This is a genomic window from Oligella ureolytica DSM 18253, assembly GCF_000373745.1.
In the GTDB taxonomy this organism is placed as follows: domain Bacteria; phylum Pseudomonadota; class Gammaproteobacteria; order Burkholderiales; family Burkholderiaceae_B; genus Oligella; species Oligella ureolytica.
On record NZ_KB892319.1, the window covers coordinates 1 to 16,166 of the forward strand.

Sequence of the window (16,166 nt, forward strand, 5' to 3'; positions counted from 1 at the left end):
TTCGGCTTGTTTAAGAATCGCCATGATTTGGCTGTCGGTATATCGTGATCGTTTCATTGAATTTCCTTTATAAGAAATTCTACTTCTAATTGCTATGGTTTTGTGGGAGGATTACCTCACCGTCTGACTTTTATCTAGAAAAACATCTACCTTTTGCCAATAAACATCTTTCATTATTGTTCTCGTCTCCTAACTCAGTAAATTTGTTATTAAAGATTAAACTATAACGACTGACCATTTACCTAATTATTAAACGTTAACTTTGATTAACTCAGGAAATGGTTAATACGATTTTTTTGCAAGTCGCCTGTACTTCACGAATTAGAGATACATCAAACTAAATTAGTTAAAAATAATTTAGCTTTGATTAATCTATCCTTTTAGGAATATACTAAAGATTAGTGCTTACAATAGTAATTCCCTGTCACCGCGTAACACAAGGAGAAATCTTTTATGAGTGACTACAAAAAGGGACCTTTCAGCGCCATGGATCGTCGCTCGTTTTTGCAATTTACAGCTGCTGCGACAGGTACTACTGCATTAGGTCTTAAAACACAAGAGGCGCAAGCTGCTCCTAAAATCAAAACCTCGGCACGTATTGTCATTGCTGGCGCAGGTGCTGCTGGCTTAACCACCGCAAACTACTTAGCAGAGCGTTTAGAGGGCGCAAATATTACAATCTTTGATGCCCGTAAAGAGCATTACTACCAACCTGGTTTCACCTTAGTTGCTGCTGGTCTTAAATCGGATAAATACCCAGTGAGCACCACAGCAGAGTATGTTCCGGCTGGCGTTAAGTTAATCGAAGAGCGTGTGACTGAGTTTGACCCTGATGCCAACATTGTGGTTACTGATAGCGGTCAACGCATTGACTATGACTATCTAGTAGTAGCCACTGGTATGGTTCTAAACTACGATGCCATTGAGGGTATGGATACCTCACGCATCGGCACTAATGGTCTTGGTAGTATTTACCACAGCCCAGAAAAAGCACATGCTACTTGGCAAGCCATGGATGCTTTTACTAATAAAGGCGGTGTCGGTGTTTTCTTACGCCCTAACACTGAAATGAAATGTGCTGGTGCACCTCTAAAATACACGATGATTACCGAGGATTACTTAACTCGTCGTGGTAATCGTAGCAAATCTAAGGTCATTTATAACGCCAACAATAACGCCTTATTTAGCGTACCTATTGTTCATGAAAAGTTACGCATGATCTTCCAAGAGCGTGATATTGAGATTAACTATAGTCGTGTGCTTAAGTCCATTGATCTCGACCGTCGTATAGCGACATTTGACCACGCCGATGGTCCTGTTGAGTTAGAGTACGATTTCATTAACGTGATCCCGCCAATGAGTGCACCCGAGTCTGTTAAAAATAGCCCTTTAATTTGGCAAACAGGTAACTGGGCAGACGAGGGTTGGTTAGATGTAGATCGCAACAACCTACGTCACAAACGCTATCCTAACGTCTTTGGCGTTGGTGATATTGCGGGTGTAGCCAAGGGTAAAACCGCTGCGAGTGTGAAATGGCAGGTTCCTGTGGCTGTTTCACACTTAGTTGCTGAGATCGCGGGCACTACAAGTGATGCTTTCTACGATGGCTATACCTCTTGCCCAATGATTACCCAACTTGGTCGCGCCATGTTGATTGAGTTTGACTACCACAATAACCTAGTACCTTCATTCCCAGGCATTATTGCACCCCTTGAGGAGTTGTGGACTAGCTGGGTAATGAAAACCATGGCACTCAAACCAACATATATCAGCATGCTACGCGGTCGCGCTTAAGGAGGTAATACATTATGCAATCACTCGATCCTGTCGTATTCTTAGCCGTTTTCCAAGAAATGCTAGGCTTCTTATTGTGGATTCTATTAGCAGTAATTATTATCGGTACCGCCGCTTTTGTTATTTTGCTATTAAAAGAGCGCTCCATTGCCACTAAGCGCTTAGTTGTTTCTCAGTTAATTGGCTTATTTGGTGGTGTACTAGCTTTAATCCTAATGGCCAAGGTTTCCTCATCAGGCTTTACCGATGCGGGTGGTCCAGTTGATTGGCTGCTTATCGGTATCATTTATGGTTTAGGCTTTATTGGTACGACCATTCTTTGTTATACCTTTGCTGGTTATTTTTTAAGCAGCAAAAAAGCTTAAAACACTACGATAATTAATCGTAACATCCAACAAATAAGGGCTTAGTTAATTTTATTATCTACGTAGCTTGCTCCCTCTGCCGCATTAAAAATCGCACATGGCCCACTTAGAGCTGCTGCAGCCGAGGGTTCGAGCTGAATGTTATGTCGCTCTTTTAATAAATACAGATCACGCAATAAATTATCCTCGCCAATGACTACTACGCCAGACAAGCGAGGACGCATTTCTTTAACCGCCAATTGTGAAGCAGCCGGCACGGCTAGACCATCGGCTGCTGTTTGTACCATAGAGGTTGTTATTGCTTTTGTATCATAAGGCTTTGCCGCACTTTGCAGCTCATCATTAAGCACTAGATTAATGGACAAGCGCAACTTACTCATTAGCTCACCTCAGACACGTTAATTAATTACCTAAAAATCATCATACGTGAGCCAATTAAAGGTGAAAAGGAGTATTTATACTATCGAGTATTAGTACTAACAAGAAACGATTAGCTTATAAAAATAGAGATTATCGAACTAAAGTCGTTTAACTTCGTTTAAAAAACGTTAATAATAAAATCGCCACAGCCAACACAAGTGGCACAAAGGATACCCACAACACCCTATCCCAATCATAGGCTGCTAGTAAACTACCCGATATAAACGAACCAATTACCATGGTGCCAAATACGATAAAATCATTAAGTGACTGTACACGCGTATTTTCTTCGGGACGATGACATTCTAAAACCATGGCTGAAGCACCCACAAAACCAAAGTTCCACCCTATCCCTAAAAGAATTAAAGTTGACCAGAAATGAAAAACATCACGGCCCATCAAACCAATCACAATCGATAAGCCAATTAACAGCAAACCAGCCATGACAACTGTGCCCGCATCATAACGCGCAATGAATCGACCAGTCACAAAGCTTGGGGCATACATGGCAATAACATGCCACTGTAGCCCAAGGTTTGAACTTTCTTGGGAATGACCATCGAGTTGCATAGCCAAAGGGGCTGCGGTCATCAGAAAGTTCATCAACATATAAGAAACGGCACCACAAATAATAGCGGTAATAAACAAAGGTTGACGAATAATCTGACGTAATGGCCTACCACCCGATACCTCTTCGGGTGTAGCTTTGGGTAATTTAATACCCATCAACACAACAGCCGACAAAGCAGCAGCCATCGCTTGCGCAATAAATGTAGCAGCAAATAAATGGTTGGGGTACATGTGCATGGTATGAGTCACCAGTTGTGGCCCAACCACCCCAGCTAACACGCCCCCACCCATCACAAACGATAGAGCGCGAGCTTTTTTCTCTGGATCAACGCCATCAGCCGCAGCAAAACGAAATGACAACACCACCGCAGCATAGGCACCACCAAAGAAGGTGGCCACGCAAAATAACCAAAATGAAGCTATCACCACCGCAAGCGCTGCCAATAAACCTGTTAACACACCGCAAGAAGTACCGACCATAAACGCCGTGCGTCGACCATAACGCCTTGAAACCGTACCCATTGGTAAGATGCAAGCAGCCATACCCACCACAAAAATGCTAATGGCTAAAGTAGATAAGGATTTATCAGGTGCTAAGTCATGACCAATAATTGAACCCGTGGCATAGACCACCACAGCATTGGCACCAGCTAGGGCTTGTGCAATGGTCAGGCGAACAATATTGCCACGCTGCACTTTTGGGGGCAACGTGGCAGTATCTTTTGTAGAAACTGAATTAACAGTAGTCAAAGTTAAACCTTACTCGTCAACACCAATCAACACGTCAGAAGCTTTAACAACGGCATAGGCATCTTTACCTACCTCAAGCTTTAAATCATCAACCGCTTCGTTAGTAATAGCTGCTGTAATAATCGAACCCGCCACATCTAAACGAACATGCGACGTAGTCGCACCCTTAACAATTTCAACGACATTACCCTTTAAAAGGTTACGTGCACTAAGCTTCATAATGAACTCCTTGAATTGATAGACAAAGCAATTAATGACATCCCCAACTGATGATATCAATCCAAATAATAGTGTACTACTCTATATAAAATAGTAGCAGAATACTAAGATAAGAGCCGCAGTTTATTTTCTGAAAATGTGTAGATTTACAGTGGAAAGCTACTTGTCTGTATTTAGAACAGCTAGTAGCTAACAAACAATTACTGTAAAAGAAATAGTGAAAGTCATTCAAGATAAACAAAGGTTTATAAGGCTTGACTATTGGTGCCCGAGGCCGGACTTGAACCGGCACGCCTCGCGGCAGGGGATTTTGAGTCCCCCGCGTCTACCAATTCCACCACTCGGGCGACGTGCATTTGACTCAAAATATTTCATTCACAAAGATGAAATATTTAGGAAAGATAGAATTATAATCTTCTTTTCTGTAGATTGCTAGGTAAATTTCATCTTTTTATAACAAATTCTATTCACAATCTATTGTTTAATACCCTCCCCAACCTCATCTATTTTTTATCTTAAAATTAGCATGAGATAGAACTCCACTCAATAACCGCTGTCTAACTGTTTTTAAAACAAAGGATATGATGATGACCCAGCAGGTCAGCCCGATTTCTGCCCTTGGCAAAGCCCTTGTCACTCAATTTCACCCTACCATGCTGGGAGCAATATTGATGCCCTTCGGTGTCATGGTGCTCAGCTTTGTCTTACTCTTGCTTGTTGCGTGGGGGCCACTAGACACTTGGTTTCTTGAGAGCGCACATAAATGGAGCTGGTTTAGTAATATCACTGCGCTTTGGGGCATGGCAACAGTCAGTGATTGGCTTAGTGGCTTTATTGCCTTTATCGCATTATTGGCGATTAGCGTAGTGATTGGTCTTTCAGTCGCGGCGGTAGCCGTGACACCCATTGCAGTCAGTCTGCTTGGCAAAACCGATTATCAAGATTTAGAAAAACGCGGTAAGTTTATTGATTCACGCAGTATTTTTAATGCTGTTAAAGTGGGGACGATTTTTGTCATCGGCTGGATATTGACCTTACCACTCTGGCTAATACCTTTTGCTTCTATTATCTTAAGTGTTTTTTGGAGTGCGTATGCTTTTTCTCAAATCTCCAAAGTCGATGCCATTACCGAGCACGCTTCACCTGCCGAACGCGCCTATATTCTAGATAAAAACAAGAAAGGTTTTTGGATAATCGGTCTAGTGTGCGGGTCGCTCTGTTTAATTCCCTTCATGGGCTTAGTGATGCCGGTATATGCGATTCTTGCATGTACCCACTATGGTCTCAGCTTATTGAGAGAGCTACGCAATAGACCTATTGATATTGATACGACGATTAAAGAAGTGGCTGACGAGCCCATTCAATTATCGCACGACAACTAAGTGGTGCGATAAATTGATGATTAGCTAGCTCTTAGTACCTTCCCAAGTCGGCGCATCAACATGAATATCAAATATTTCTAATAAACGAGCATTGGTATGGGCCACCATTTCTTCAATGGATTTGGGGTGGTGATAAAAGGCCGGTAATGGCGGGTAAATAATACCGCCCATTTCGGTGACTGCGGTCATATTACGCAGATGGGCCAGACTAAATGGTGTCTCACGCACAACCAACACCAGTTTGCGACGCTCTTTGAGGTGAACGTCAGCGGTACGTGTAATCAGATTATCAGACAATCCTATCGCACACGACGCAAGCGTATGCATTGTGCATGGTAAAACCAACATGCCATCTGTTTTAAAACCGCCACTTGCAAGGGTCGCACCAATATCTTTGAAGTTATAGCAATGATCTGCCAGCGCATAAAGCTCGTGACGATCCATGCCCATTTCGTACTTTAAATTAACAACACCGGAGGAAGACACCACTAAGTGGGTCTCCACATCCGGCATTTGTTGGAGTGTCTCTAACATACGGACGGCATAAATGGCCCCCGTTGCTCCAGTCACCCCAATGACTAGACGCTTTTTCATAAGACTCAGGAGGTTGCACCTGATTCGTCTAGTAACGCTTTAAGCTCGCCATTGGCGCTCATCTCATCCATAATGTCTGAACCGCCAATAAACTCACCGCTCACATACAGCTGAGGAATGGTTGGCCAGTTTGAATATGTCTTGATACCTTCGCGTACCTCTTGATCTTCAAGTACGTTAATCGTGACTAATTTACGTACACCTAAGTCACGCAAAATGGTAATCGCTTTACCAGAGAAACCGCATTGTGGGAACTGTGCAGAACCCTTCATAAATAATACAACCGGATGCTCTTTGACGGTTTCTTCAATAAAGGTTTGAACATCAGAACTCATAATTAATTCCTTAAAAAATTCTTCTACCGATCTACATACGGAGCCTTAATAGACTGCAGGCTCATACTTAAGATAACGGTTCATTTTAACTTAATAAAAGCGTAACTAAAAATATAAACCCGTATTTTATACGTATTAAATACGCCCACCACTAATTCTTTCAATCGCGGCCAAGTCTTTTAAGCTCTCAACCTCTGTAAATCCTTTTTGTTTCAGCAACCCTCTAACCACCTCAGCCTGATCCCAGCCATGCTCTAACCAAAGAGCAGTAGGTAAAGACTGACGTGCTGCTGAGCTTTTTAAAAAAGCCGGTGCTGCGGCAATTAAACGAGTAATCAAATTTACCCCATCAGCAAAATCAGTCAATGCCATTACCGGTTCAAAACGTACATCACCTTGTGTTAAGTGCCTATCTTCACGATGGATATACGGCGGATTAGAAACGATTAAATCAAATTGATGCTGCTTAGGGTCCAAGGCAGCAAACAAATCACTTTGTAAAAACTCAATTGACGCACCCAATGCTTGTGCATTTTGTCGGGCAACATCTAAGGCATCAGCACTTAAATCCACTGCGATCACATCGGCATTTGGATAGTAATGTTTAAGACTAATTGCAATGATGCCGCTACCGGTACCGATATCCAGTACCCGTGGATTATTAACACCTTGACTTTGGAGCTCTTCTAAAAAACTAAGCGCCGTCTCAACCAGCAGCTCCGTCTCGGGCCGTGGGATTAATACCGCGGGCGTCACATTAAAATCCAACCCCATAAACTCACGACGTCCTATGATGTAAGCCATCGGTTCGCCCGCCAAACGACGCTCAAACAGTCTTTGCAATTGCTCTTTAGTCGCTTGGTCAAGCGGTTGATCGTCATGGCTAATAAACCAGGCTCGCGGCTTATCAAAGACAAACTCCAACAACATCCTCCGCTCCAGCAAAGGAAGCTGTTGGTTCAACAAAACGTCTTTAATCGTCTGACAATCTTGCAGTAAATTACTCATTACTCAACGCGGCGAGTAACTCAGCCTGACGTTCTGCCATTAAGGCGCCGGTCAACTCATCAAGTGAGCCTTCCATAATTTGCTGTAATTTGTATAGCGTCAAGTTGATACGATGGTCTGTCACTCGACCTTGTGGATAATTATAAGTACGGATGCGCTCAGAACGGTCACCCGAACCGACTAAACTCTTACGCTCAGCCGCTTCTTCTAACTCTCTTTGTTGACGCTGAACGTCATTGATACGTGCCGCTAAGACACTCATGGCCTGAGCTTTGTTTTTATGCTGTGAACGGTCATCTTGACATTCCGCCACAATACCGGTCGGGATATGCGTAATACGTACCGCCGAGTCCGTTTTGTTTACGTGCTGACCACCGGCACCACTGGCACGGAAGGTGTCAATACGTAAGTCCGCAGGGTTTAATACCACCTCAGCTAGCTCATCTGCTTCAGGAATAACCGCAACAGTACATGCAGAGGTATGCACACGACCTTGGGATTCAGTCTCAGGGACACGCTGTACACGATGAGCGCCGGATTCGTACTTTAAGCGACCATAAGCACCATCACCATCAACACGAACAATAACTTCTTTGTACCCACCTAATTCTGATGGCGCCTCTGAAATCATCTCTACCCGCCAGCCCATTTCCTCGGCATAACGCGTGTACATTCTCAATAAATCACCAGAAAATAAGGCACTTTCATCACCCCCTGTACCGGCGCGAATCTCTAAGAATACGCTACGACCATCATCGGGGTCTTTAGGTAAGAGCTCAATTTGCAACTTATCCTCGAGCTCCTCTATCTTGTCTTTCAGCAAATGATATTCCTCTTCCCCCATTTCCTTGAGTTCAGGGTCTTTCATCATTTCCTGGGCCGCAGACATATCGGCTTCGGCACTTTTATATTCGTGGAAAAGCTGTACCACCGGATCAATTTCCGAACGCTCACGGGAGAGCTTGCGGAAATTATCCATGTCATTAACTGTTTCCGGCTCAGAGAGTATTGCATCCACCTCAATTAAACGGTGGGACAATTGCTCCAAGCGTGAACGCATTGAGTCTTTCATAATTAAAATTGCTATAAAAAAAGAGGGATTATATATAAAGAGTATAAAGCACTCGGACTTATGTGAAAATGCCGAGTGCTAAAAAGAGAGGATAAAGAGCGTGGCTAATGCTTGCTCTCAAAAGGGAATAACAGTGGAACAACTTCTAATAAGTCACGACGCACCGCCCCTTCGGAACGATTAAGACGCGACATGGGCGCATGCAAATACTTCTGAGTCAGACTGCGGGCTAGATACTCCAACACCTCATCAGGATCCTCACCCCTAGCCAGCAAGCGACGGGCTTTGGCTAATTCAGTTTGCCGTAAACTCTCAGCGCTACTATTTAATTCCTGAATCATGGGAACTACTAAGCGACGAGACTCAAGCCATTGCATGAAATTTAATACACGCGCATCAATAATGGCTTCTGCCTGACCAACAGCTTGTTGACGAGAGTCCTGACCCATCTGTACATAACGGCCCAGATCATCAACGGTATACAAATAAATATTATCCAGCTTCTCGACCTCAGGCTCGATATCACGTGGAACCGCCAGATCAACCATGACAACCGGCTTAGAGCGGCGCTTACGACTGAGCTTTTGGACCATACCCAAACCTAAAATAGGCAGGGTTGAGGCGGTACAGGATACAACCACATCAAACTCGTGAAGATGCTCCGGCATCTCTGCCAGCTTCATGGTCTTGCCACCGAAACGTGAAGCAACTAATTGGCCACGCTCGGGTGTACGGTTAGCGACGGTAATTGAACGGGGATTGGCACCGGCAAAGTGCGCCGCACAGAGCTCGATCATCTCACCTGCACCGATAAAGAGCACATCGCTATTTTTTAAGTCACCAAAAATACGCTCGGATAAACGCACAGCTGCCGCTGAAAATGACACAGACTGAGCACCAATGGCGGTATTGCTACGCACCTCTTTGGCCACTGAAAAAGTTCGCTGAAATAGCTGATGCAACGTAGAGCCTAGGGTACCTGCCTTATCCGCCGTGCGTACTGCAGTTTTCATCTGACCTAAAATCTGCGCTTCACCTAACACCATAGAATCTAGACCGCTGGCTACGCGAAACGCATGACGTACTGCATTGTCATGATCCAATTGGTAAATATAAGGTCTTAACTCGTCGTCTTTGAGAGAGTTAAAATCAGCCAGCCACGCAGGAATATCCTCGGCCACTGACTGATCAGCAGCACAATAAATCTCTGTACGATTACAGGTAGAAAGAATTGTTGCTTCTTCAACCGCATTACCAAAGGTGGAGCGCAAACCATGCAAGGCCGGCAACACTAAATCGCCAGCCATAGAGACACGCTCTCGTACATCGACGGGAGCAGAGTGATGATTTAAGCCGAATGTTAAAACACCTGTGGACATATATAAGCGTTAAAAACCTATGTAATATTCAATAAGAACAATGCCGCACACCTGAAGATGGCTAAGTATATAGTTTATAAAGAAAAAAACCATCGGCATTGATTAAATGTATGCCCTTATTATAAGCCTTGTTATTACTATTACACAAATTGAAAAGATTAAACACAGCTATATAATTAGGTAATAAACAGCATCTCATGAGAAAAATCAATGTTTTTTTGTCTTCGAGCATAATTTCTTGGTTATACTTTACTGGTAGTCAACAGCTAATATGCTGTCGTCTTATTACTATTTATTAGCTCTGTAAATAAAATATTAGGGCAAGTAGCTAAAAAACAACTTTTTTGCTTATTACAAGCTTAAATTTAGTGATTTTTACAAAAAACTCAATAAACACTTCACATTTTTTAAATACTCCTATATAATTTATTTTTTGGCCAGGTAGCTCAGTCGGTAGAGCAGAGGATTGAAAATCCTTGTGTCGGGAGTTCGATTCTCCCCCAGGCCACCAGATACTATAAAGCCCCACAGAACATTGTTTTGTGGGGCTTTTGTTTTTTAGCTCAATCTTATTGATTGATGGGCACTTTTTATGCCCGTTCGATAGCAGCCCCTTCTTTCTTATCATTATTCACCACAACAACTATACTATTAGCACAGGCTATAATTTCTGAATACGATCTAATTAATGGAGGTTATGTATGACATCTAATGACGTATCCAACAATCTTCCCGCCGGCTATGAGCCGCCTAAGGTTTGGACATGGGAACCGGGCAATGGCGGAAAGTTTGCCAATATCAATCGCCCCACTGCCGGTGCGACACATGACAAGACACTGCCGGTTGGCAAGCACCCATTACAACTTTACTCATTAGCAACGCCAAACGGCATCAAAGTATCCATCCTATTAGAAGAGTTGCTCGCAGCAGGCCACAGCGATGCTGAATATGACGCCTGGTTGATTGAAATTAGCGGTGACCAATTCGGCTCTGACTTTGTCAATATTAATCCCAACTCTAAAATACCCGCCTTGACAGACCACGCCCCCAAGGATGGCGGCGAGCCTATCCACCTTTTTGAATCGGCATCTATTCTCACTTACCTCGCAGAAAAATTTGATAGTCAGTTTATCTCCAAAAATACAAGAGAGCGTGCTGAAGTCTTAAATTGGTTATTCTGGCAAATGGCTTCAGCGCCATTTATGGGTGGAGGCTTCGGCCATTTCTATACCTATGCTCCGATTAAGATCAAGTATGCAATTGATCGTTATTCACTAGAGACAAAACGCTTATTCGATGTACTGGACAGGCGCTTAGCAGATAGCCGATTTATTGCAGGGACCGAGTATTCAATTGCTGATATGGCAGCATGGCCATGGTTTGGTGAAATGACTCTGGGTAACCTCTATGAGGGTGCGGCTGAATTCCTGACACTATCCGATTATAAAAACGTTAACCGTTGGGCACAAGAAATAGCAGAACGCCCTGCTGTTCAGCGCGGTCGCAAGGTCAACAGAACGTGGGGTGCTCCATCGGAGCAGCTACACGAACGTCATGACGCATCCGATTTTGATACAAAAACAGCGGATAAAACCACTTAATGTTAGGTATCGGCCACTCGAGTGCCTCTCTCCTAACTGAACGGCACGGACAAGTCTCTCAGTAAACAAACTCACCCGTGCCGTGATGCAAAATGAACCACAAGGAATCTTATGAGCAAAGTATTTATCGTGGGCGGCTCAGGTCAAATAGCCCGCCACCTTGCTAAGCAATTAAATCAACAGGGACACACCTCTCTGTCACTTTATAGACAAGCAGAACAGGCCGAAGAGCTTAAAGCCCTTGGCTCGACACCCGTACACGGCGATCTCCTCACCTTGGAAGTGGGTCAATTGGCCGAACTGATGACCGGTTGCGATGTTGTCGTCTTTTCTGCGGGCGCCGGGGGCAAGGGTGGCTCTGAAATGACCAATGCCATGGTTGTCCTACTGGTCAGCAACAACCCGGACAATGTCTGGGCACTAGGTATTGATCGCATGCTGATTGCCTTGGCGGGTGTAGCGACTGCCTGATAGACAACAAGCTAAAGCAACAATGATTCGTGCTGCCGATTTTTTATCAAAGGGATAAAACACATTAAGGTTTTTTGTGTATAGTATATAAGTAGCGGCCTTGGTTTTTTTTAGAACAATGATTTGGAAAACTTCTTATGCCCAAAACGACGAAAGATCTACCCCCTGAAGTACTGCAACTACAAAAAATACGTGATGAATGCTATGACATGGTCAACACAAGCTCCTACTTCTCAGGTGCTGTTGCTGCAGTGCCTATTCCGGGCTTAGATATTGCTAATGACGTATCGGTTTTGACTCGACTTCTCCCCAAGATTAATAAAAAGTTCGGTTTATCCCCGGAGCAGATTGATCAGCTGGACCCCCAACTCAAAGAGCTTACCCTAATTGCTATCACTAAGCTGGGCACGAACCTAATCGGTAAGTACGTCACGCGAGAAGCCGCTGTCAAAGCCGTGACTGCTATCAGCACAAAAGCGGCGACAACGGCAGTCACTAAAACAGGTCTTAAGTATGTACCTCTCCTGGGGCCTGTATTGTCCGGCGGCATCAGCTTTGGCGCCATGCGCTATGTTGGCAGAGCGCATGTCAACGACTGCTACAAAATTGCTTTATCCGTGTTAGAGCAGAGCAGGAATCTTGCTGCCGATGCCGCTAGAACGATCGATGTGGAAGTTAAAGAAATAGAAAGTACTAATAATAAAGAATAAAGGCGCCAAGCAATTACTCTTGACGCCTTGTCCCAACCAACAGCTAGGTGCTAAACCCTATGACCTCGCGGGACAAAAGGTGTCAGCTAACTGCAACAGCACACTATCCTCTGAGCTGCCTTCTAAGCGAAAGCCACCTTGAACCATATGGCTCACGCTGGCAATACGCTGTCCAATTGCATCAACATCAGGATAATAAGCAGCATCCCTAAAAGTCACCTGCTTGGTCTTACAATCAATCATCGCATCCCCTTTAACCGATTTAAAAGCACCCTCTTGTGCCTCACTAAAATTTAGCAAGCCACTAAAGTGCACTTTATCGGCCTCAACACGAACGCTCTGCAAAGGTAAAATTAATTGCTGCCCGGGTGCGCGATACTCAGCTTGCTTAATCAATCGATAATGTGGTGCCGTCTTACCCTCTGCGTCGAGGTAAATAGCCTCACCCATCCCTTTGAAGAGCAACCTCTGCTCGCGGTCTGTCGACCGGAGTGTTAGGATACCTGTCTCTTCATCCCAGCTTAGCGTGCCCTTTGTCACCACAGGGTCACCTACTTGCTCCAGATACTCCTCTCGCAAACGAAAGGTACCGTCGTTATTAAAGGTTAAATCCACCTCAATACCAGGGCATGATGCACAGGGAATCACCCCACTCCACCGGCCATCCCAAGCCACTACCTCAGGCGTGGGATTAGCTTGCTGCTGTGTTTCTTGCGTAGATAACATTGGCTCTGCGTCGGCCTGTGGTGTATTACCGATACTCTTTGGATTATTAGTACAAGCAACAGTCAAAATGGCTGTACCCAACAGAAAAAGTACTCGTTTTTTCATGCAATCTTCCTCGTAACACGCAATACATTAACTACTCTGCGCTTGTGCTTACCTCTGCATTAGGCTCAAATTCAGTAACGATCACAGCTTCATCAATTTTCACGGTCTCTTCATCCACTTCAGACACTTTGACAACGTGCTCGACGATTCTTATTTCTGCTGTTTGATTTAAGGCATTTGTTGCATCCACATCTGCAGCGGTTTGTGCAAAAGCAGTCGTGCTTAAAGCCATGGCTGCACCTAAAATAACGCTTAGTTTCTTCATTTTCTTCCCCTTTGAGCAGTGCTCTTTTTATGTTAATTTAAATTAATTTGAATGTGGCGTATTTTCCGGCCAAAAATGCGCTAATTCGTTTGGAATATCACGTGGGCCAAAAATCATCTGACCAATACGGATATCTGTCGCCCCCTCTTCAATGGCGATTTCAAAATCTCCGGACATCCCCATCGATAAACGCGTCACCTCAGGATACTTGAGTTGAGCCTGATCGCGCAATGTTTTTAATGTGCGGAAGCAGTGACGCACCTCATCTTCATCTTTACTGTTAATTGCTAAGGTCATTAAACCAACCACCCGCAAATGTTTGAACTGCGCGCACTCGTCAATAAAGTCTAGTGCTTCGGAAGCACTGACGCCATATTTGCTGTCTTCCTTACTGGTATTGACCTGAACATACACCGGCAATACGCGACCGGCCTCTTCCATAAAGCGATCTAAGCGTGCGGCTAAGCGCAAGGAATCAAGGGCGTGAAACTCCGCCACATGTTCGGTCATAAAGCGTGCTTTATTACTTTGCAAATGACCGATTAAGATAAAGTCCAAGTCCTCATAAGCACCATCCTGCTTGAGAGACTCGTGCTTATCTACTAATTCCTGCACTTTATTCTCGCCAACTTGCTTGTAGCCGGCCTCATAGGCAAGCTCCACAACCGCAGGAGAAAACTCTTTGGTCACGGGAATTAAGCGTACCTCGGCAGGATCCCTTCCAACGCGCTGACAAGCCTCAGCGATGCGTTGCTGTAATTCAACAAAATTTTCTTTGATTTTTTCAGGAGCATAGAGCGCCATAAATTTAATTACCTCTTTGAATCATCTAATAAATGTTCGGGCCAAACTTGCTCACGAGTCAAGCGAGGGCGATCAGCCGGCACTGCTCGTAAAGGCTGCACACGCTCAAGGCTGGCGTGACTGCGTCGGGCTAAACGCTGATATTTTTGCGTGCCCAATACTTTGTGCTTTAAATCATCATCGGTCAATGTTTTGATGATTTTCGCTGGTGCTCCTGCCACTAAACTGTACTCAGGAATGATCATGCCTTTTTTTACAAAAGCAGTAGCACCAATGATGCTATTTGCACCGACCACCACCTCATCCATGACCACCGCATTCATTCCGACCAGGACATTACGACCAATCACACAACCATGAATCACTGCGCCATGACCGATATGACCATCTTCCTCAATAATCGTATCCTGACGGCCATCACCATGAATCACACAGGTATCTTGGATGTTAGACCCCTCTTGCATCACAATACGCCCGTAATCCCCTCGCAGACTAGCCAAAGGACCAACATAAACGCCGGGACCAATAATCACATCGCCAATGATCACCGCGGTGGGATGTACAAATGCGCTTTCATGAATGACCGGCACTATGCCATCAATTGAATAAATATTTTCCATTGTCTCTCTCTTTGTGTTTTTATTATTTTAAGGTTATTTTAAACCTAATTCTTAGCATTATTAAATAAAGGCGTTTGAATAAGCACAACTCTATTTAATCATCATTTTGCTATACTGGCGCTGTCCAAAAAAATCGATTAGGAAGTGATGTATTATGCGCACCAACAACACGGTTTCTATCGTGCCCGGCTCAGTCAAGCAATCCAACACACCGCCCACTCAAGCCCCAGAAAGCGCATGGTCAATCTTCCTCATTTTCTTACGCTTAGGTTTAACCTCCTTCGGTGGTCCGGTTGCTCATTTAGGTTATTTTCGCGATGAATTCATCACACGCCGTCGTTGGTTAAGCGAACAGCAATATGCTGACTTATTAGCTCTGTGCCATTTTTTGCCGGGCCCCTCAAGCAGCCAAGTTGGGATGGGTTTAGGTATTTCTCAAGCCGGTTATGGTGGTGTCTTTGCGGCGTGGTTGGGCTTTACCATGCCATCGGCCTTATTACTTATTTTATTTGCCTTTGGGGTCAGCGTCTACCAAGAAATGATTCCGGACACCGCGTTACACGGTCTTGCGATTGTCGCGGTAGCAGTCATTGCACAAGCAGTGTGGGGCATGACTCGCAGTTTATGTCCCGATACGCCTCGTATCACCATGATGGTGACTGTGACATGTAATTTACCAAAATGCGCGGAAAGCCTCGTCGTTTAGGACGAGGATGAATAGCGCGGACGGCAACGCCGTCCTTTGAATCTATGGTGGCGTTTGCTGTTGCTTGATATACTGTCGAATGATTTCAATCGGCGCGCCGCCACAGCTTCCAGCAAAATAACTTGGCGACCATAAAGCCCCTTTCCACAGTTTCTTTTTAATGTTGGGGTAGTTCTTTTTTCGGATAAGAAGACTGGATATACCCTTTAGGCTATTAACCAGTTTTGATATGGCAACTTTGGGCGGGTAGTTCACTAATAAGTGAACATG

General features: G+C 44.4%; 19 protein-coding genes, 2 tRNA genes and 1 pseudogene. 8 read left to right on the forward strand and 14 right to left on the reverse strand.

Annotated elements, in window-relative coordinates:
* Positions 1 to 453: 453 nt before the first annotated feature.
* The gene (locus tag B092_RS0109665; RefSeq protein WP_018575043.1) at positions 454 to 1,794 is read left to right on the forward strand and encodes an NAD(P)/FAD-dependent oxidoreductase; all 1,341 of its coding nucleotides are present in this window, start codon (positions 454 to 456) and stop codon (positions 1,792 to 1,794) included.
* 14 nt (positions 1,795 to 1,808) lie between these two features.
* A complete protein-coding gene (locus B092_RS0109670) occupies positions 1,809 to 2,159 on the forward strand; it encodes a DUF5368 domain-containing protein (RefSeq protein WP_018575044.1) in 351 nt (116 codons plus the stop codon).
* A gap of 41 nt (positions 2,160 to 2,200) precedes the next feature.
* On the opposite strand, the gene B092_RS15910 is transcribed toward B092_RS0109670, so the two are convergent.
* From B092_RS15910 to B092_RS0109690, 4 genes are all read right to left on the reverse strand, one after another.
* The gene (locus B092_RS15910) at positions 2,201 to 2,539 is read right to left on the reverse strand and encodes a pyridoxal-phosphate dependent enzyme (RefSeq protein WP_018575045.1); all 339 of its coding nucleotides are present in this window, start codon (positions 2,537 to 2,539) and stop codon (positions 2,201 to 2,203) included.
* A 148-nt stretch (positions 2,540 to 2,687) separates the two neighbouring features.
* Positions 2,688 to 3,899 carry an MFS transporter gene (locus tag B092_RS0109680; protein ID WP_026253713.1) on the reverse strand — a complete coding sequence of 404 codons (1,212 nt, stop codon included), beginning with the start codon at positions 3,897 to 3,899 and terminating at the stop codon, positions 2,688 to 2,690.
* Positions 3,900 to 3,908: 9 nt separating this feature from the next.
* Complete coding sequence (locus B092_RS0109685; protein ID WP_018575047.1) at positions 3,909 to 4,118, reverse strand: TOBE domain-containing protein; 210 nt, start codon at positions 4,116 to 4,118, stop codon at positions 3,909 to 3,911.
* 262 nt (positions 4,119 to 4,380) lie between these two features.
* Positions 4,381 to 4,465, reverse strand: a tRNA-Leu gene (locus B092_RS0109690).
* 234 nt (positions 4,466 to 4,699) lie between these two features.
* Between B092_RS0109690 and B092_RS14140 the strand changes: the two genes are divergently transcribed.
* A complete protein-coding gene (locus B092_RS14140) occupies positions 4,700 to 5,500 on the forward strand; it encodes an EI24 domain-containing protein (protein WP_232244253.1) in 801 nt (266 codons plus the stop codon).
* A gap of 24 nt (positions 5,501 to 5,524) precedes the next feature.
* On the opposite strand, the gene B092_RS0109700 is transcribed toward B092_RS14140, so the two are convergent.
* The 5 genes from B092_RS0109700 to hemA form a co-directional block, all read right to left on the reverse strand.
* Positions 5,525 to 6,094, reverse strand: a complete 570-nt coding sequence (locus tag B092_RS0109700; protein ID WP_018575049.1) for a UbiX family flavin prenyltransferase — start codon at positions 6,092 to 6,094, stop codon at positions 5,525 to 5,527.
* A 5-nt stretch (positions 6,095 to 6,099) separates the two neighbouring features.
* A complete protein-coding gene (gene grxD, locus B092_RS0109705; protein WP_018575050.1) occupies positions 6,100 to 6,429 on the reverse strand; it encodes a Grx4 family monothiol glutaredoxin in 330 nt (109 codons plus the stop codon).
* 135 nt (positions 6,430 to 6,564) lie between these two features.
* The gene (gene prmC / locus B092_RS0109710; protein WP_040608418.1) at positions 6,565 to 7,437 is read right to left on the reverse strand and encodes a peptide chain release factor N(5)-glutamine methyltransferase; all 873 of its coding nucleotides are present in this window, start codon (positions 7,435 to 7,437) and stop codon (positions 6,565 to 6,567) included.
* Positions 7,430 to 8,509: a peptide chain release factor 1 gene (gene prfA, locus B092_RS0109715; protein WP_018575052.1), complete on the reverse strand. Its 1,080-nt coding sequence runs from the start codon at positions 8,507 to 8,509 to the stop codon at positions 7,430 to 7,432. The genes prmC and prfA overlap by 8 nt, the downstream gene beginning before the upstream one ends.
* Positions 8,510 to 8,613: 104 nt before the next feature.
* On the reverse strand, positions 8,614 to 9,888 hold the full coding sequence (hemA, locus tag B092_RS0109720; RefSeq protein WP_018575053.1) for a glutamyl-tRNA reductase: 1,275 nt from the start codon (positions 9,886 to 9,888) through the stop codon (positions 8,614 to 8,616).
* 435 nt (positions 9,889 to 10,323) lie between these two features.
* Here hemA and B092_RS0109725 point away from each other — a divergent pair.
* The 4 genes from B092_RS0109725 to B092_RS0109740 all read left to right on the forward strand — a co-directional run bounded on the left by B092_RS0109725 (position 10,324) and on the right by B092_RS0109740 (position 12,670).
* A tRNA-Phe gene (locus tag B092_RS0109725) sits at positions 10,324 to 10,399 on the forward strand.
* Positions 10,400 to 10,589: 190 nt separating this feature from the next.
* Positions 10,590 to 11,489, forward strand: coding sequence for a glutathione-dependent disulfide-bond oxidoreductase (yghU, locus tag B092_RS0109730; RefSeq protein WP_018575054.1), 900 nt, complete (start codon positions 10,590 to 10,592; stop codon positions 11,487 to 11,489).
* 111 nt (positions 11,490 to 11,600) lie between these two features.
* Positions 11,601 to 11,960 carry an NAD(P)H-binding protein gene (locus B092_RS14145; RefSeq protein WP_018575055.1) on the forward strand — a complete coding sequence of 120 codons (360 nt, stop codon included), beginning with the start codon at positions 11,601 to 11,603 and terminating at the stop codon, positions 11,958 to 11,960.
* 137 nt (positions 11,961 to 12,097) lie between these two features.
* Positions 12,098 to 12,670, forward strand: coding sequence for a hypothetical protein (locus tag B092_RS0109740; RefSeq protein ID WP_018575056.1), 573 nt, complete (start codon positions 12,098 to 12,100; stop codon positions 12,668 to 12,670).
* A 57-nt stretch (positions 12,671 to 12,727) separates the two neighbouring features.
* Here B092_RS0109740 and B092_RS14735 read toward each other — a convergent pair whose 3' ends face one another.
* Genes B092_RS14735 through B092_RS0109760 form a run of 4 tightly spaced genes read right to left on the reverse strand, consistent with a single transcriptional unit; the run spans position 12,728 to position 15,190 of the window.
* On the reverse strand, positions 12,728 to 13,501 hold the full coding sequence (locus B092_RS14735) for a copper resistance protein NlpE (RefSeq protein ID WP_018575057.1): 774 nt from the start codon (positions 13,499 to 13,501) through the stop codon (positions 12,728 to 12,730).
* Between the two features lie 31 nt (positions 13,502 to 13,532).
* Entirely contained in the window at positions 13,533 to 13,766 is a 234-nt protein-coding gene (locus tag B092_RS0109750; protein ID WP_018575058.1) for a hypothetical protein, read from the reverse strand.
* Between the two features lie 42 nt (positions 13,767 to 13,808).
* Positions 13,809 to 14,570, reverse strand: a complete 762-nt coding sequence (locus tag B092_RS0109755) for a YggS family pyridoxal phosphate-dependent enzyme (RefSeq protein WP_018575059.1) — start codon at positions 14,568 to 14,570, stop codon at positions 13,809 to 13,811.
* A gap of 8 nt (positions 14,571 to 14,578) precedes the next feature.
* A complete protein-coding gene (locus B092_RS0109760) occupies positions 14,579 to 15,190 on the reverse strand; it encodes a hypothetical protein (RefSeq protein ID WP_018575060.1) in 612 nt (203 codons plus the stop codon).
* A 154-nt stretch (positions 15,191 to 15,344) separates the two neighbouring features.
* Here B092_RS0109760 and B092_RS0109765 point away from each other — a divergent pair.
* Positions 15,345 to 15,860, forward strand: a pseudogene (locus B092_RS0109765) (chromate transporter); the annotation flags it as partial.
* Positions 15,861 to 15,938: 78 nt separating this feature from the next.
* Here the strand turns inward: B092_RS0109765 and tnpA are convergent.
* On the reverse strand, positions 15,939 to 16,166 hold a 228-nt coding region (gene tnpA, locus B092_RS15165), incomplete at its 5' end, for an IS200/IS605 family transposase (RefSeq protein ID WP_018575062.1).

What these genes read in the sequence shown, in the direction of transcription:
- B092_RS0109665 (WP_018575043.1), top strand. Translation starts at nt 454, where the DNA reads ATGAGTGACTACAAAAAGGGACCTTTCAGCGCCATGGATCGTCGCTCG.
- B092_RS0109670 (WP_018575044.1), top strand. Translation starts at nt 1,809, where the DNA reads ATGCAATCACTCGATCCTGTCGTATTCTTAGCCGTTTTCCAAGAAATG.
- B092_RS15910 (WP_018575045.1), bottom strand. Translation starts at nt 2,539, where the DNA reads ATGAGTAAGTTGCGCTTGTCCATTAATCTAGTGCTTAATGATGAGCTG.
- B092_RS0109685 (WP_018575047.1), bottom strand. Translation starts at nt 4,118, where the DNA reads ATGAAGCTTAGTGCACGTAACCTTTTAAAGGGTAATGTCGTTGAAATT.
- B092_RS14140 (WP_232244253.1), top strand. Translation starts at nt 4,700, where the DNA reads ATGATGATGACCCAGCAGGTCAGCCCGATTTCTGCCCTTGGCAAAGCC.
- B092_RS0109700 (WP_018575049.1), bottom strand. Translation starts at nt 6,094, where the DNA reads ATGAAAAAGCGTCTAGTCATTGGGGTGACTGGAGCAACGGGGGCCATT.
- grxD (WP_018575050.1), bottom strand. Translation starts at nt 6,429, where the DNA reads ATGAGTTCTGATGTTCAAACCTTTATTGAAGAAACCGTCAAAGAGCAT.
- prmC (WP_040608418.1), bottom strand. Translation starts at nt 7,437, where the DNA reads ATGAGTAATTTACTGCAAGATTGTCAGACGATTAAAGACGTTTTGTTG.
- prfA (WP_018575052.1), bottom strand. Translation starts at nt 8,509, where the DNA reads ATGAAAGACTCAATGCGTTCACGCTTGGAGCAATTGTCCCACCGTTTA.
- hemA (WP_018575053.1), bottom strand. Translation starts at nt 9,888, where the DNA reads ATGTCCACAGGTGTTTTAACATTCGGCTTAAATCATCACTCTGCTCCC.
- yghU (WP_018575054.1), top strand. Translation starts at nt 10,590, where the DNA reads ATGACATCTAATGACGTATCCAACAATCTTCCCGCCGGCTATGAGCCG.
- B092_RS14145 (WP_018575055.1), top strand. Translation starts at nt 11,601, where the DNA reads ATGAGCAAAGTATTTATCGTGGGCGGCTCAGGTCAAATAGCCCGCCAC.
- B092_RS0109740 (WP_018575056.1), top strand. Translation starts at nt 12,098, where the DNA reads ATGCCCAAAACGACGAAAGATCTACCCCCTGAAGTACTGCAACTACAA.
- B092_RS14735 (WP_018575057.1), bottom strand. Translation starts at nt 13,501, where the DNA reads ATGAAAAAACGAGTACTTTTTCTGTTGGGTACAGCCATTTTGACTGTT.
- B092_RS0109750 (WP_018575058.1), bottom strand. Translation starts at nt 13,766, where the DNA reads ATGAAGAAACTAAGCGTTATTTTAGGTGCAGCCATGGCTTTAAGCACG.
- B092_RS0109755 (WP_018575059.1), bottom strand. Translation starts at nt 14,570, where the DNA reads ATGGCGCTCTATGCTCCTGAAAAAATCAAAGAAAATTTTGTTGAATTA.
- B092_RS0109760 (WP_018575060.1), bottom strand. Translation starts at nt 15,190, where the DNA reads ATGGAAAATATTTATTCAATTGATGGCATAGTGCCGGTCATTCATGAA.